Origin of the sequence: Paraburkholderia sp. BL18I3N2 (genome assembly GCF_003001875.1) — a bacterium.
GTDB classification, from domain to species: Bacteria; Pseudomonadota; Gammaproteobacteria; order Burkholderiales; family Burkholderiaceae; genus Paraburkholderia; species Paraburkholderia phytofirmans.
Window position 1 is genome coordinate 387930 of the sequence record NZ_PVNC01000002.1, and the last position, 15492, is coordinate 403421.

The 15492-nt window shown below is 63.2% G+C and carries 12 protein-coding genes and 1 tRNA gene; 3 read left to right on the forward strand and 10 right to left on the reverse strand.

Annotated features, from left to right (window positions below):
• Positions 1–337 precede the first annotated feature (337 nt).
• From B0G75_RS07710 to def, 9 genes are all read right to left on the reverse strand, one after another.
• Positions 338–413: transfer RNA gene (locus B0G75_RS07710), tRNA-Phe, on the reverse strand.
• A gap of 107 nt (positions 414–520) precedes the next feature.
• Positions 521–1210, reverse strand: a complete 690-nt coding sequence (esaR, locus tag B0G75_RS07715; RefSeq protein ID WP_106302764.1) for a response regulator transcription factor EsaR — start codon at positions 1208–1210, stop codon at positions 521–523.
• Complete coding sequence (locus tag B0G75_RS07720; RefSeq protein ID WP_106302767.1) at positions 1211–3625, reverse strand: PAS domain-containing sensor histidine kinase; 2415 nt, start codon at positions 3623–3625, stop codon at positions 1211–1213.
• Positions 3615–4214: a DUF4390 domain-containing protein gene (locus B0G75_RS07725; protein WP_012431384.1), complete on the reverse strand. Its 600-nt coding sequence runs from the start codon at positions 4212–4214 to the stop codon at positions 3615–3617. The genes B0G75_RS07720 and B0G75_RS07725 overlap by 11 nt, the downstream gene beginning before the upstream one ends.
• Positions 4211–5650 (reverse strand): 16S rRNA (cytosine(967)-C(5))-methyltransferase RsmB, encoded by a 1440-nt coding sequence (gene rsmB / locus B0G75_RS07730; protein WP_106303682.1) that lies wholly within the window; start codon positions 5648–5650, stop codon positions 4211–4213. Before rsmB ends, B0G75_RS07725 begins: the two co-directional genes overlap by 4 nt.
• 420 nt (positions 5651–6070) lie before the next feature.
• Entirely contained in the window at positions 6071–6928 is an 858-nt protein-coding gene (gene htpX, locus B0G75_RS07735; protein ID WP_106302770.1) for a zinc metalloprotease HtpX, read from the reverse strand.
• 103 nt (positions 6929–7031) lie between these two features.
• Positions 7032–7676 carry a LysE family translocator gene (locus B0G75_RS07740; protein WP_106302773.1) on the reverse strand — a complete coding sequence of 215 codons (645 nt, stop codon included), beginning with the start codon at positions 7674–7676 and terminating at the stop codon, positions 7032–7034.
• Positions 7677–7790: 114 nt separating this feature from the next.
• Complete coding sequence (fmt, locus tag B0G75_RS07745) at positions 7791–8777, reverse strand: methionyl-tRNA formyltransferase (protein WP_106302776.1); 987 nt, start codon at positions 8775–8777, stop codon at positions 7791–7793.
• A 31-nt stretch (positions 8778–8808) separates the two neighbouring features.
• On the reverse strand, positions 8809–9312 hold the full coding sequence (gene def, locus B0G75_RS07750) for a peptide deformylase (RefSeq protein WP_106302779.1): 504 nt from the start codon (positions 9310–9312) through the stop codon (positions 8809–8811).
• Between the two features lie 243 nt (positions 9313–9555).
• Between def and dprA the strand changes: the two genes are divergently transcribed.
• The 3 genes from dprA (at position 9556) to B0G75_RS07765 (ending at position 14216) form a co-directional block, all read left to right on the forward strand.
• The gene (gene dprA / locus B0G75_RS07755) at positions 9556–10851 is read left to right on the forward strand and encodes a DNA-processing protein DprA (protein ID WP_106302782.1); all 1296 of its coding nucleotides are present in this window, start codon (positions 9556–9558) and stop codon (positions 10849–10851) included.
• 68 nt (positions 10852–10919) lie between these two features.
• On the forward strand, positions 10920–11297 hold the full coding sequence (locus B0G75_RS07760) for a thioredoxin family protein (protein WP_106302785.1): 378 nt from the start codon (positions 10920–10922) through the stop codon (positions 11295–11297).
• A gap of 249 nt (positions 11298–11546) precedes the next feature.
• On the forward strand, positions 11547–14216 hold the full coding sequence (locus tag B0G75_RS07765; protein WP_106302788.1) for a DNA topoisomerase III: 2670 nt from the start codon (positions 11547–11549) through the stop codon (positions 14214–14216).
• Between the two features lie 162 nt (positions 14217–14378).
• Here B0G75_RS07765 and B0G75_RS07770 read toward each other — a convergent pair whose 3' ends face one another.
• Positions 14379–15482, reverse strand: coding sequence for a LysR family transcriptional regulator (locus B0G75_RS07770; RefSeq protein ID WP_106302791.1), 1104 nt, complete (start codon positions 15480–15482; stop codon positions 14379–14381).
• Positions 15483–15492 lie beyond the last annotated feature (10 nt).

Below are 15492 nucleotides of genomic sequence, written 5' to 3' on the forward strand. Positions count from 1 at the left end.
CAAGCAACGCGGCGCGACGCGTGCCGGCACTGCTGCCGGCCCAAAGCAGTATAGGCCGCGCCTTCCGCATGCAGAGTCGCTGGGCGCTTATACCGTTAATCGTCGGGCGAAGGGTTTGGTGCTAATGGCGGCGTTGCCGCGCGGCACTCAGGCGACGCACTTACGTGCAAGTCCTTGAACTGGCGCGATTTTATCACGCGACGCCAAATGCCGCCGAGCGCGCCCTTCACGCGCGGTGCGCTCAAGCCGAAGCAACGCTGCCCATCACGCCCCATCACCATTAGGCGCACAAAAAGGAAAAGCCCCAGGAATCTTGCGATTTCCTGGGGCTGAATCCTGGTGGCCTGGGACGGAATCGAACCATCGACACGCGGATTTTCAATCCGCTGCTCTACCAACTGAGCTACCGGGCCAACGAAGAACGAAATGATATCAAAGGGTCAGCGCTCCGACAAGCCCCTTCTCGAAAAATTCTGTGGAAGTGATTCCGCATGCTCAACGCCGGCTTCACTTCCGCGTTTCACTCACCTTTGTTTTTGCCGAGATCCACGCCGAGTTGCTTGAGCTTGCGGTACAAGTGCGTGCGCTCCAGACCGGTCTTCTCCGCCACGCGTGTCATGCTGCCGTTCTCACGCGCGAGGTGATATTCGAAGTACGCGCGCTCGAACGCGTCGCGTGCGTCACGCAGCGGAATGTCGAACGAGATCGAGGCCGTTTGTGCAGCCAACGCGCCGCTGCCCATGCCGTCGGTGGAGAGCATCGGCAATGCTGCCGCCGAAGCCACCGTCGAAGCACTCACCGGCAACACTGGCTTGGCCGCCACGCCGCCCGGCGTTCCGGCTGCAGTGCCACGCGCTAGACCCTGTTCGACGGCCTTCAGCAGTTTCTGCAGCGCAATCGGCTTCTCAAGGAAATTGAGTGCGCCGATCTTGGTTGCTTCAACCGCCGTGTCGATGGTTGCGTGGCCGGACATCATGATCACCGGCATGGTCAGTTGCCCTTGCGCGGCCCATTCCTTGAGCAAGGTCACGCCGTCGGTGTCGGGCATCCAGATGTCGAGCAGCACCAGGTCAGGCGCCTGGCGCAAACGGAACTCGCGCGCTTCCTGCGCGTTTTCCGCGGCCTCCACGACATGCCCTTCGTCGCTCAGGATCTCCGAGAGCAATTCCCGGATGCCCATTTCATCATCTACCACCAGGATGGTTGCCATTTACGCTGCCCTTGTCTGCACTGTTGCTTTTGTCTTTCCCTGCGACGCACCGCCGTGCGCCGGACGCGGACCTGTTCCGGATGCCGCGCCATCGTCTGCCAGTTGAAGGAAGAGGATCGAAATCTGCGCGCCCTCGATGACATCGCCCGCTTTCATGCGATTGCGGATGTCGATGCGCGCGCCATGTTCATCGACGATCTTCTTGACCATCGCAAGACCCAGGCCCGTACCTTTGGCCTTGGTCGTTACGTAAGGTTCGAATGCACGTGTGAGGATACGCGCGGGAAAGCCCGCTCCGTTATCCGACACCGTCAGACGCACCGCGACGTGGACTTTGCCTTCCGCGTCGGGGTCCCCGTATTCTACTGTCCTCGTCTCGAGCAACACACGCGGATGCTCGAGGTCCGCCACCGCATCCTGCGCGTTCTGCAGCAGGTTGTGAATCACCTGACGCAATTGCGTCGCGTCGCCACGAATCGCCGGCAATTCGGCGAGCTCCACCTGAATGGCGCCCTTGCCCTCTTCGATACCGTACAGCGTGAGCACTTCGCTGACCAGATCGTTCAGCTGCAGATGCGCGAGCACGGCTGGCGGTGTGCGCGCGTAATCGCGGAAGTTGTCGACCATCTGCTTCATCGCGGCGACCTGATTCACGATCGTAGTCGCGCCGCGCTTCAGCACATCGGCATCGGATGGCGACAGCTTGTCGGCGAGCTTCATCTGCAGACGCTCCGCCGAGAGCTGGATCGGCGTGAGCGGGTTCTTGATCTCGTGCGCGAGCCGCCGCGCGACTTCACCCCACGCGATCGAACGCTGCGCGGAGATCACGTCCGAGATATCGTCGAATACGACGACGTAGCCGGAAGTCTGCATGTCTTCCGCGTCGCGGTCCGTCGCCGAGACGAGCCGCGCGCCGCGCACGAGCAAGGTGAGCGGCTCTGTTTCGCCCGGCACCTGCACCGAGAACTGCTGCTGCCAGTGGCCGCGATCGTCGTGACCGTCGCCGCTCGCCGCTTCGCGATCGGCAAACGCCTTGCGCACCATGCCACCGAATTCGCTCAGCACGCCGATCTGATCCAAAGCCGAACCCAACACCGCCTGGAACGGCTGACGGAAAATTCGCTCGGCGCCGCGATTCGCGGTGGTCAGTCTGAACCGCCGATCGAACACGAACACGCCGGCGGTCAGATTTGCCAGAATGCTTTCCAGATACGCCTTCGAGTGTTCGAGCGCGATGCGATTGTTTTCGACCGCCGCGCGTGCTTCGGACAACTGCCGCGTCATTGCGTTGAACGACTGCGTGAGAAAGCCCAGTTCGTCACGCGATTTGATTTCGCGCTTCGGCGTGTAATCGCCTTCCGTGATTTCTTTCGTGCCTTGGGCCAGCAGGAACAATGGCCGCGCCAACTGATTGCCGAGCGCAAGCGCCAGCATCATCGCGATGAAGGTGGCGAGGAACAGCGCGAGCGTCAACGTGCCGATATACATCTTGCGTAGACCCGTGCGGCCGAGCGCCTTCTCCTGGTACTCGCGATAGGCGCGCTGCACCGCGTCGGCGTTACGCGCGAGCGTGGGCGAAACCGGCTGCGTGAGTTGCAAGAAGCGTTCGGTGGGCTGCAGCAGCGAGGCGTTCGAATCGGGGATGCGTTGCACCACGCGCAGCCGCAACACGCCCTTGCCGCCATGCGCGTGAGGATCGCCGTCCACTTCGCCTTCGATCGCCGCATAGCCGCGGCCGCGCGCCTGCTCGACCATCAGCGGCGTAGGCAAATCGTTCGGCACGAGCGTCGCGTAGTTGCCCGAAGCCTGCGCGACCACGTGCATATCCGGCGTCGCGCCCGACATGCTGCGCGTAGGTTCGACGATCGTCGCGTCCTGCACGCCGAACTGATCGCGCAGACGCAGCAGCGTGAGCGTGGTGCCGGCGGCGTCCGCGCTCGCCAACTGTTCCGACATCAACCGGCCCTTGGTCTGCAGATCGGACAGCGACGCGTCTAGCATGCCGCGTCCGAGATTCAAACCGGACGTGAGCGCTGTTTCGACATTCACATCGAACCAGGACTCGATGCTGCGCGACACGAACTGATACGACACGATGTAGATGATGCCGCCCGGCACCACGCCGACCAGCGCCATGAAGAACGCAAGTTTCGCCAACAGCCGCGTACCGAACTTACCCTTTCTCAGCCGCGCGATGATGATGATGACGAGCGTCGCCACCACCAGCAAAAAGATCATCGCGACCACGAGGTTGGCGGCGTAGAGCCACTGGTAATAGCGGTCGAAGAATTCGGTGTTCGCGCTGGCCGCCGCTAGCAGCACGAGCAGCAGCACGGCCGTCACGGCGACCGTCGACACCAGCACGCGCACGACGATGCTGCTGACACTGGTAGCGGAGCGCACTTTATTTAGCACGTTCGGTCACCGTGAAAGTAAAGCGCTTCCATTCGGAAGCGAGATTCCAGTCGCGGTTGTTCACCGCGTCGATCTGAAACGGCTTGGGCATCAGCGCGATGTCGAGTTGCATGCGCACCGACGCGTTATACGTCTCGCCGACACGCACTTCGTTGCGGTCGATCACGTGCCACGATGTGATGTGCTTGATCACCGCGAGCGCATCCTTGAGCGTGGTGAAGCCGAGCTGCAAGCCGCCGGACGACACACTCGACACGCGATACTCGCGCGTGAGTGGCTGGAACGACAGGCGAATGCTTTGCGACACGCTCACCGGCTGCTCGTCGAACCAGTACCAGCGCGGCCGGCTCAATTCGAAGTCGGTCGTGAAATAAAGCGGAATGCCTTTATTGACCGCGTCTTCGAGGTTGCTGTTCAGATCGAAGTCGAAACGCGCGTCGAGATTCCAACCCGTGTTGTCGGCTTGCAGCGACGCACGCTGCACCGCGATCGAATCAGCATGCGCCACGCCCGGCGCCGCCAGCCATACGGCCAGCGCGATCCAGAGCACGGCAGCGAGCCGAAGCGGGAAGAAGCGTTTGATGGTCACCGTTTCTGAAAGCGCGCGTAGAAGAATCCGTCGTGGTCTGAGTTCGCGCCGGCGCTGTCTTCAGCGGGTTGTCCGGCATGAGAACCGGCCGATGTGTCGGCGGGCGCGCGAGCGACTGAAGGCAGCAGTTGCCCCGGCGCGTCCAATCGTACCGCATCCTGATACTTGTTTCCAAACCACTGCGCCTGCAACTCGCCTTCTTCGGGAAAGATCGAACACGTAACGTAGAGCAACTCGCCGCCTGGTTTCACGAGCGGCCACAGCGCGTCGAGAATGCGGCGTTGCTCGGCGACCAGCGCAGGAATGTCGGACGCGCGGCGCAGCCAGCGGATATCCGGATGACGCCGCACGATTCCCGACGCCGAACACGGCACGTCGGCCAGAATGCGGTCGAACGGCTGGTCGATGTCGTCGTGCCATTTTGACGGCGCGCCCGCGTCGCCGATCCGCACTTCCGCTTCGAGCTTGAGCCGCTGCAGATTTTCGCCGATACGGCGCGCGCGCGACGCATCGCTTTCGAGCGCGACGAGCTGAAGTTTGGCGAGTTCGAGCAGATGGCCGGTCTTACCGCCAGGCGCCGCGCAGGCGTCGAGCACACGCATGCCGTCGCGCGCGTCGAGTAGTGGCGCGGCGAGTTGCGCGCCGGCGTCCTGCACCGAGACGACGCCCTCGCTGAAACCCGGAATGCGGTCGACCGGCATCGGCGTGGCGAGCTTGACGGCGTAGTCGCCCGCCTTGCTCGCGGCAATGTGATGGTTTTGCAGCACTTGCAGATAGGCGTCGACTGTCGAGTGACGCGCGTTCACGCGCAGCGTCAGCGGGCCTTGTGTGTTGCCGGCGGCCAGCACCGACTGCCATGCGTCGGGCCATGCGCGCTTCACCGCATCGATCCACCATGCCGGGTAGTTCCAGCGCGCCACTTCGTCGTCTTGCGCGTCCTTCAGCAGCGCTTCGCGCTCGCGCAGGAAGCTGCGCAGCACGGCGTTCACGAGGCCCTTGGCGAAGGCGAATTCACGACGCGCACCGATCGCGCTCACGGCCTGATCGACGACCGTAAACGGTGCGTAGGCGGCGTTCGCTTCGTCGTCGACGAGCAGCGCCAGCGAACACGCGAGCACGTGGCCGACGTGCGGCGGCGGCGCCTTTTTCACCAGCTTCGCGATCAGCCACTCGGCGGTCGCGAGACGCCGCATGGTGCGGTACGCGATGTCCTGCACAGCGCCACGCGCAGCGGCGGCGCTACCCTCGGGCGCCGACACGAAGACAGCCTGCAGCGCGGCCGGCAAGGCTGCGCCGAGACGCACGGCACCGACCGCCTGGCCCGCGCAGTCAAGCGCGAAACCGAGCGACTCGGGCGCGAGATGCAGCATCGACAGACGTGATTCGCGGGGACGCGCCGAAGAGGAAGCAGTACGCGAAGAAGGCTTTGTGGTCATGAAGAAGGCTAAAGCGGGCCGCGCGGAGCGCGCGACGCAATCAACACGCATTGTAGCGTGGCGCGCGGAGCGGGCCGGCGGGCGGTTCGTGAGCGGCCCGTTTGCGGATCTGCGACGAGCGGGAAGGGGTGGGACTGAAGGGTGGGTTCAGCGATTCAGTGCGGGCCTTGGCATGGCTTGGCGTGGCGCACGGCCCGCGGGCAGTCTGTAAGCGTACCGATTGCAGAGCCACGGCGGCCACGATAGCCGGATCTGAAACGTAGGTTCACCGATCCGGTGCGGACCTTCACACGCCAGTGAAGAAACTAGCGTTCACGTCATCCCGCAGCGCCTCCACTCGCTCTCGCTCCATTGCGCTGGAATAAAAAAGGCGAGTTCGCGGACTCGCCTTTTCTTACATCGCACGAGCGCCGCGCGGCATTATTCGAAGCGCCCCGTGCGCGCCATTTCCATCAGACGGGCGATACGTTCCTCGGTGGCCGGGTGCGTGGAGAACAGGTTCGCGATGCCGCCGCCGGACAGCGGATTCATGATCATCATCTGCGCGGTGGCCGGATGCTGCTCGGCCGTGGGAAACGGAATCCCGCTCGCGTAACGATGAATCTTGTCGAGCGCCGAAGCAAGTGCCTGCGGGTCGCCGGAAATCTGCGCGCCGCCACGATCGGCCTCGAATTCACGTGCGCGCGAAATCGCCATCTGAATCAGCGCACCGGCGATCGGCGCCAGCAGCGCGACGGCGATGCCCGCGATCGGGTTCGTGGAACGGCCGTTTTCGTCGCGGCCGCCGAAGAACATCGCGAAGTTCGCCAGCGCGGAAATGGCGCCGGCCATGGTGGCCGAAATGGTCGAGATCAGAATGTCGCGATGCTTCACGTGCGAGAGTTCGTGCGCCATGACCCCGCGCATTTCGCGCTCGGACAGCACGCGCAGAATGCCGGTGGTAGCGGCGACCGCCGCATGCTCCGGATTGCGGCCGGTGGCGAACGCGTTCGGCGCGTCTTCATTGATCAGGTAGACGCGCGGCATGGGCAGGCCGGCGCGTGTGGAGAGTTCGCGCACCATGCGATAGAACTGCGGCGCACTCGTTTCGTCGACTTCCTGCGCGTTGTACATGCGTAGGACCATCTTGTCCGAGAACCAGTACGAAAAGAAATTCATCCCAAGGGCGATCACGAGCGCGATCGTCATGCCGCGCGACCCGCCGATCATCCCGCCGATCACGATGAAAAGGGCCGTGATCGCGGCCATCAACATCGCGGTTTTGACCCAATTGAACATGTCTGCAACTCCTTGCCCTAACGCGGGTTCATATCTGCGCCGCGTGATCGCGGCGCCCGATTGTAAGCAAAATGTTAGATATGGGCGCGTCGGGAAAATTCAATCATCTTGATGCGGTGGCGAGCTTGATGCCCAAGCCGACGAAAGCGCTGCCGACTCCACGATCCAGCCACCTCTTCACCGACGGCTGGCCAGAGAAACGCCGCGTCACACTGCCCGCGATCCACGCGACAAAACTGTTCCAGACCATGCTCATCATGACGAACACCGCGCCCAACGTGAGGAAGGCGAGCGCTTTGTGATCGCTGCCGGTCGTCACGAATTGTGGGAAGAACGACACGAAAAACAGCACCACCTTGGGGTTCAGCACGTTAGTCCAGAAGCCTTGCAGGAAAAGCTGGCGTAGCGACTTGGGTGCGCCGGCCGCGCGCGCTTCGCCCGCGGCGTCGCTGGCGGCAGCCGGCTTGGTGAACAGCAAGCGCACGCCGAGATACATCAGATAAATAGCGCCGACGAACTTGATAACCGTAAATGCGGTGGCCGACGCGGCCAGCAACGCGGTCAACCCGAACGCGCAGGCCAGCGAGTGAACACAGCAGCCGGCGGAAATGCCAAGCGCTGACATGAGACCCGCTCCGCGGCCTTGCGCGACACTGCGCCCGACGATATAAGCCGTATCGGGACCGGGCGTCACGTTCAGAAGAAAGACCGCGACGACGAAAAACTCGAAATGGGTGATGCCGAACATGTGAACCCTCGAAATCCTAGCTATTGCATGGAGGATTCTAACGCGCGGCTGGCTTGTCCAGCGAGGTCTCGAACATCGGCCGAATGGACGATGTTCAAGCCACAAGCAACGGTGTTACTTTGCTTCGGGAAGTTGAAAGCGCTGCCCCACGGCCAGCGTCGAGCCGGCCAGGAATTCGCGCACCGGCAGGCGTTTGCCGCCGGGTTTCTGCAATTGCGTGAGACGCAGCGCGCCTTCGCCGCAGGCTACGACGACGCCTTCGGGAGAGACGTCGGTGATCGTGCCCGGTGCACCGTTGGCTTGCGTATCACTGGGAACCGCGGCCCAAAGCTTGAGCGACGTGCCGTCTTCAAGCGTGCCGACGCCGCCAGGGAACGGATCGAACGCGCGCACCTGGCGCGCCAGCACTGCCGCCGGGCGGCGCCAGTCGAGCGCGGCTTCCTGTTTGCCGATCTTTTCCGCGTAGGTCACGCCTTCCGCGGGTTGCGGCGTTGCCGCCAGTTTGCCGGTGCGCTCGAGTTCGATCAGCGCCTCGACGATCAGCTTCGCGCCGTCTTGCGCTAGACGGTCGTGCAGGGTCGCCGTGGTGTCGTCGGCGGAAATCGCGGTGCGTGCTTCGGAGATCATCGCGCCTGTGTCCAGGCCGACGTCCATCTGCATCAGCGTGATGCCGGTTTCGGCGTCGCCCGCTTCGATCGCGCGATGAATCGGTGCCGCGCCGCGCCAGCGCGGCAGCAATGACGCGTGAATGTTGATACAGCCGAGCGGCGGGATATCGAGCACTTCCTGCGGCAGGATCAGCCCGTAAGCGGCCACGACCATGACGTCATGCGGCGTGGCGCGCAGCTGATCGATCGCGGCGGCGGCTTCGGCCGGATATTTGCCGGCACGTCGCAGCGAAGGCGGCTGGGCGACAGCCAGTCCGTGCTCCTGCGCATAGCGCTTGACCGGGCTCGCCTGCAATTTCATTCCGCGCCCGGCGGGCCGGTCCGGCTGGGTCAACACGAGCGGCACCTGGAAACCGGCGCTGTGGATCGCGGCCAGCGCGGCTGCGGCGAACTCCGGCGTACCGGCAAAGATGACGCGCAATGAATGACTCATGAACGGGGGCGGTAGGCGAGGTGAACGCGCATTACATCGCGTGGGCGAGCTTCTTCATCTTGCTCTTGATGCGCGTCTGCTTCAGCGGCGACAGGTACTCGACGAACACCCGGCCCATCAGGTGATCCATTTCGTGCTGGATGCACACCGCGAGCAGGCCTTCGCAGTCCATCTCGAAGGTTTCGCCCTTCTCGTTGAGCGCCCGCACGCGCACCTTCTCGGCGCGCTCGACGTTGTCGTAAATGCCCGGCACCGAAAGACAGCCCTCTTCCGACAGCTTTCTTTCGTCGCTCGACCAGATGATTTCGGGGTTGATGAACGCGAGCAGTTCGTTGTGGTCGTCCGACACGTCGATCGTGATCACGCGTTCGTGCACGTCCACCTGGGTCGCGGCAAGGCCGACGCCCGGCGCGGCGTACATGGTTTCGGCCATGTCCTTGACGAGGCGGCGGATGCGGTCGTTGACCGCTTCGACCGGCTTGGCGATCTTGTGCAGCCGTTTGTCCGGGTAATTGAGGATGTTGAGTAAAGCCATGATCTCGAGTGTGATTTCGGGCGCCGCTGACCGGTTGAAGGCTCGCGTTGGCCTTTCGGCCAGGTTGTGAGCGCGTCGCGTTGCGCAGAGGATAGATGGTGTCGAACCGGTTCGATTCAACGCGCTCCGTGCGCTAGACGACGAGCCCGCGCGGGTGGGCGCGGCGCTGCGGTTATTTCGGATGATGAAAATTTTAGCATGGCGCCCGCCTGCCCGCTGGCCCTGTAGGAGGATCGACCCGCAATGCACACCTTGCCTGCAACCGAAATTGAACTTGCCGCCTGGCTGCGGCTTGCGCTCGCGCCGGGGTTGAAACCCGGAGCAGTGCGCTTATTGCTGGGCGCTTTTGGATTACCGGAAGCGATATTCGATCAAACGCCCGAGGCGCTCGCTGCGATTGCCGGCGCGGCCGCGGCAAGCGCAGCGCTGGCGCCGACAGGCCCCGAGTTCGACGCCCAACTGGACGCGGTCATCGCGTGGCGCGAGCAACCCGGCAATCAGGTCGTGACACTCGACGACCCCGCATATCCGCCTGCGCTGCTGACCATGCCCGATCCGCCGCCGCTGCTATATATAAAGGGCCGGTTGAACCTGCTGCACACGCGAGCGGTCGCCCTGGTGGGGAGCCGCAGCGCGACGCCGCAAGGCGTCGAAGACGCGGAGCGCTTCGCGCGCGAGCTGTCGGTGGCCGGTGTCACCGTCGTCTCCGGGCTCGCGCTCGGTATCGACGGCGCCGCCCATCGGGGCGGCCTGGAAGGCATCGGTGGAACTGTCGCCGTGATCGGTACCGGCGCGGACCTCGTGTATCCGGCCGCGCATCACGCGCTCGCGCGGCAGATCGCGGTGCAGGGCGCGATTCTCTCCGAATGGCCGCTCGGCACGCCCGCGCGCGCCGCCCATTTTCCGCAGCGTAACCGTCTGATCGCCGGCCTCGTCAGCGGCGTGGTGATAGTCGAAGCGGCGATGCGCTCCGGTTCCCTGATCACGGCGCGGCTCGCCAACGAGATGGGACGCGATATCTTCGCGTTGCCGGGTTCGATTCACGCGCCGCTGTCGCGCGGGTGTCATCGAATCATCAAGCAGGGCGCGAAGCTGGTGGAAACACCAGATGAAGTGCTGGAGGAGCTGGGTTTCGCGCGGCAGGCGGCGCCGCGGGCGGCTTCGGGTTCGGGTTCGGCGCACGCCATCTTCTCGAACCGTGCTTATTCGCGAAATACGCCAACGGGCAGCGGCGTGGCAGCGGATCGGGCGAACCTGGCTGCGCTTCAGCCCACAGAAGCATCTCCGGCCGATCCAGCAGGAGCACCATTGGCCGCCACACCGCCCTGCCCGCCGGCCAATTCCGAAGCACAGCGCCTCCTCGCCGCGCTCGGCCATTCGCCCACCACGCTTGAAATTCTCGCGACCCGTACCGAGATGGAGGATGCGGATCTGCAAACCGCCTTGCTGAAACTCGAACTCGCCGGGCAGGTGACCATGCTGCCCGGCGGCCGCTTCATGCGAGCTAGCCACGGCCGACCCCGCATTGATCAGAGTTGACCACCATTCGCGATCGGCCATGCTACATTCGCGCCAAAGCACCTGACAAAAGTACGCAAGGAACCACGATGCCCGCGCTAAACCTCGACACCGAACAAGACCGGATCGCCGAGCGCGTCAACGAACCCGACACGCTGTTCGTTGCCTGCCTGTGTGCGGAATGGTGTGGAACCTGCCGCGAGTATCGGGACGCTTTTGACAAGCTGGCCGACCGGCACCCGGAAATCTGTTTCGCATGGATCGATATCGAGACCCATGCGGACCGGTTCGAGGATCTGGACGTGGAGAATTTTCCGACCGTCCTGATCGAGGATTCGGTTACGACGCGGTTCTTCGGCACGGTTTTGCCGCAGGCGGCGATTGTGGAACGGATGTTGTCTGATCTGACCGCCGTGCCCGGCGTCAGCGGTGCGCCGAAACTGCGGCCCGCGCTGGCGGTTGCCTGATTCAGGCTCGCCGGCTCGCTAGCCCGGCGGCCCGGGCGTTGCGAGCGGTGTACACGGCGTTTGCCACAGCTTGCTCAATGCCTGAGCACGCAATTATGATTTCGCGCTTTTATGGCACTTGACACGCCGGTCTCCCGCCGTGTGCTATAAAGCGGTCGTTAATGGGTCGCAAAGGTCGCAAACGAGGGTCGCGCTAACAGAAGCGCACTCACGGCCATCAACCCTGATCTACCAACCTCACATCGAGTCATGTCCAAAGCACTGATCATCGCCGAAAAGCCTTCCGTCGCGAACGACATCGCGCGCGCTTTGGGCGGCTTTACCAAGCATGACGAATACTACGAGAGCGACGAGTACGTCCTTTCCTCGGCAGTCGGCCATCTGCTGGAAATTGCCGCGCCCGAAGACTACGAAGTCAAACGCGGAAAGTGGAGTTTCGCCAATCTGCCCGTCATTCCGCCGCACTTCGATCTCAACCCGATCGCCAAGAGCGAGTCGCGCCTGAAGGTGCTGACCAAGCTGCTCAAGCGCAAGGACGTCGACCGCCTGATCAACGCATGTGACGCGGGGCGCGAGGGCGAGCTGATTTTCCGCCTGATTGCGCAGCACGCGAAAGCCAAGCAGCCGGTGCAGCGCCTGTGGCTGCAATCCATGACGGCGGGCTCGATCCGCGACGGCTTCGCCCGTCTGCGTAGCGACGAAGAGATGCAACCGCTCGCCGATGCGGCGCGCTGCCGCTCGGAGGCGGACTGGCTGGTGGGCATCAACGGCACGCGGGCCATGACCGCGTTCAACAGCAAGGGCGGCGGCTTCTTCCTGACCACGGTCGGGCGGGTGCAGACGCCGACGCTGTCCATCGTCGTCGAGCGCGAAGAAAAGATTCGCCGCTTCGTGCCGCGCGACTATTGGGAAGTGAAAGCGGAGTTCGTCTGCTCGGCCGGCTTCTACGAAGGCCGCTGGTTCGATCCGAAATTCAAGCGCGACGAGTTCGATCCGGAAAAACGCGACTCGCGTCTGTGGGCGCTGCCCGCGGCCGAAACGATCGTCGCCGCCTGTCGCGGCCAGATCGGCACGGTGACCGAAGAATCGAAGCCGTCCACGCAACTGTCGCCGGCACTGTTCGACCTGACCAGCTTGCAGCGCGAAGCCAACGGCCGCTTCGGCTTCTCGGCGAAGAACACCTTGGGCCTCGCCCAGGCGCTGTACGAAAAGCACAAGGTGCTGACCTATCCCCGTACCGACGCGCGCGCGCTGCCGGAAGACTACATGGATACGGTCAAAGAGACGCTCGGCATGCTCAAGGAGAGCAACAACTATCTGCCGTTCGCCAAGCAGGTGCTCGACAAGGGCTGGGTGAAGCCGAACAAGCGCATCTTCGACAACTCGAAGATCAGCGACCACTTCGCAATCATCCCGACGCTGCAGGCGCCGAAGAATCTGTCGGAGCCGGAACAGAAGCTCTACGACCTCGTCGTGAAGCGCTTCCTCGCGGTGTTCTTCCCCGCCGCCGAATACAAGGTGACGACGCGGATCACGGAAGTGGTCGGCCATCACTTCAAGACCGAAGGCAAGGTGCTGGTCGAACCGGGCTGGTTGCAAGTCTACGGCCGCGAGATCAGCGGCGAAGACGCGAACCTCGTGCCGGTGCAGAAAGACGAGAAGGTCAAGACCGACAAGATCGCCGCCCAGCAACTGGTGACGAAACCTCCTGCACGCTACAACGAAGCAACCTTGCTGTCGGCCATGGAAGGCGCGGGCAAGCTCGTCGAAGACGACGAACTGCGCGAAGCCATGGCGGCCAAGGGGCTCGGCACGCCGGCCACGCGCGCCGCGATCATCGAAGGTCTGCTGGGTGAAAAGTATCTGATCCGCGAAGGCCGCGATCTGATTCCGACCGCCAAGGCTTTCCAGCTCATGACGCTGTTGCGCGGACTGGGCGTGAAGGAACTGACGGCGCCCGAATTGACCGGCGAGTGGGAGTACAAGCTCTCGCAAATGGAACGCGGCAACCTGCCGCGCGACGCGTTCATGCAGGAAATCGCCCGCATGACGCAGACCATCGTTAAACGCGCGAAAGAGTACGATTCCGACACGATCCCGGGCGATTACGCGACGTTGCAGACGCCGTGTCCGAATTGCGGCGGTCAGGTGAAGGAAAATTACCGGCGCTTTGCCTGCTCGAAATGCGAGTTCTCGATTTCGAAAATTCCGGGTGGACGTCAGTTTGAAATTCCGGAAGTCGAGGAATTGCTGCAGAACAAGACGATTGGTCCGCTGTCGGGATTCCGCAGCAAGATGGGCCGGCCGTTCTCGGCGATCCTGAAGCTCTCGTTCGACGACGAGATCAAGAACTACAAGCTCGAATTCGACTTCGGCCAGGATGCAGGCGGCGAAGACGGTGAACCGCCTGACTTCTCCGATCAGCAGCCGGTCGGCGCCTGCCCGAAGTGCAAGGGCCGCGTGTTCGAGCACGGCATGAGCTACGTCTGCGAAAACTCGGTCGCCAATCCGAAGACTTGCGACTTCCGCTCTGGCAAGGTGATCCTGCAGCAGGAAATTGCTCGCGAACAAATGGCCAAGCTGCTCGAAGAAGGCCGTACGGATCTGCTGACGAACTTCAAGTCGTCGCGTACCGGCCGTAACTTCAAGGCGTTCCTCGTCAAGCAGAACGACGGCAAGATCGGTTTCGAGTTCGAAAAGAAGGAGCCGTCGGCGAAGACTGCCGCGAAGACCGCGGCAGCGAAGTCCGCTGCCAAGGCCGCCCCGGAAGCGGAGTCGGACGACGACGAAGTGTCGGTGGCCGTGAAGGCCGCGCCGGCAGCTAAAAAGGCGGCGGCGAAGAAAGCGCCGGCCACCAAGACCGCTGCGGCCAAGAAGGCACCCGCCAAGAAAGCGGTGGCGCGCAAGACCGGCTCGTAAGTCGAACTGGTGGCGGGGAAGGCCGGAAGAGGACTCGTTTCCGGCTTGCTTCATTTGAGCTTGCCATGAAAAAAGGCGCGATCACATAAAGTGACCGCGCCTTTTTGTTTGTCCGCCGGAAAGCGCCTAGCGGCGACTTTGGCGGCTTGATCGATTCGCCACTTACAACGGCGACAGAGCCGTAGGCCGGGTGCGAGGCGTAGTCTTGGCCAACGTCTTCGGCAGCGGCGATAACTCGCTGTCCAGCAGCCGCGAGAGCGGCTCAGCGCCGTCGAACGCTTCCGGCGGCATGGGATCCGCGGAATCGAGCGCCGTCGTCGTGGCGGCCCGGCCCAGGCCGTCCTCCTTGATCCACTGTTCGCCGAGCAAGCTATTCGGCGTCTGGCTGAAATGCTCAACCAGATGGTCGATGAACGTGCGCACCTTTGCCGGCAAGTGACGGCGGCTCGGATACGCAATGTTGATCTCGACTTGCGGCAGCCGGTAATCGCCGAGCAAACGCACGAGCCTGCCGCGCGTCATGTCTCGGCCGATCAGATAGCTCGGCAGAATCGCGATACCCATGCCGAGCAACGCAAACTGACGCAGCATCTCCGTATTGTTCGCGACGATCACGTTGGACGGACGCACGCGCACCTCCCCTTCCGGGCCGGTGAACACGCGCTCGTCGCCCCAATATTCGGAGGGCAGGCTCAGGCACGGATGTTCGAGCAGATGCTCCGGACGCGTGGGCATGCCGTGCTTCTCCAGATAAGCCGGCGTGGCGCACACCGTCATGCAGCCCGTGGTGAGGCGCCGCGTGACGATACTTGCGCTGCGCATTTGCCGCGCGATCACCACGCCCACGTCGAAGCCTTCTTCGACCAGATCCACCTGACGGTCGACCAGCGTGACATCGGGAATGACTTTCGGATAGCGCTCCGCGTACGTCTGGAGCACGGGCGCCAGATTGTGCAACCCGAACACGACCGGCGCGACGATTCGCAAGGTGCCGACGGGTTCGTGATTGCGCGCGACCACCATCTGCTCAACGTCTTCCAGCTCGTCGAGAATCTGGCGCGCGCGCTCGAGATAAACCTGACCTGATTCGGTCAGAGACAAGCTGCGGGTGGTGCGATTGAGCAGCCGCGTACCTAGACGGCCTTCGAGGTCGGCAACGTGACGGGTGGCAACTGCGTTGGAAATATCCATCGCGCTCGCAGCGCGGGCAAAACTGCCGAGATCCGCCACTCTGACGAAAACTCGCATCGACTGCAAATGATCCATAGGACAACTC

Excerpts from the sequence above, each read along its gene's own strand:
- esaR (WP_106302764.1), bottom strand. The coding sequence starts at position 1,210 with ATGGCAACCATCCTGGTGGTAGATGATGAAATGGGCATCCGGGAATTG.
- rsmB (WP_106303682.1), bottom strand. The coding sequence starts at position 5,650 with ATGACCACAAAGCCTTCTTCGCGTACTGCTTCCTCTTCGGCGCGTCCC.
- htpX (WP_106302770.1), bottom strand. The coding sequence starts at position 6,928 with ATGTTCAATTGGGTCAAAACCGCGATGTTGATGGCCGCGATCACGGCC.
- B0G75_RS07740 (WP_106302773.1), bottom strand. The coding sequence starts at position 7,676 with ATGTTCGGCATCACCCATTTCGAGTTTTTCGTCGTCGCGGTCTTTCTT.
- fmt (WP_106302776.1), bottom strand. The coding sequence starts at position 8,777 with ATGAGTCATTCATTGCGCGTCATCTTTGCCGGTACGCCGGAGTTCGCC.
- def (WP_106302779.1), bottom strand. The coding sequence starts at position 9,312 with ATGGCTTTACTCAACATCCTCAATTACCCGGACAAACGGCTGCACAAG.
- dprA (WP_106302782.1), top strand. The coding sequence starts at position 9,556 with ATGCACACCTTGCCTGCAACCGAAATTGAACTTGCCGCCTGGCTGCGG.
- B0G75_RS07760 (WP_106302785.1), top strand. The coding sequence starts at position 10,920 with ATGCCCGCGCTAAACCTCGACACCGAACAAGACCGGATCGCCGAGCGC.
- B0G75_RS07765 (WP_106302788.1), top strand. The coding sequence starts at position 11,547 with ATGTCCAAAGCACTGATCATCGCCGAAAAGCCTTCCGTCGCGAACGAC.
- B0G75_RS07770 (WP_106302791.1), bottom strand. The coding sequence starts at position 15,482 with ATGGATCATTTGCAGTCGATGCGAGTTTTCGTCAGAGTGGCGGATCTC.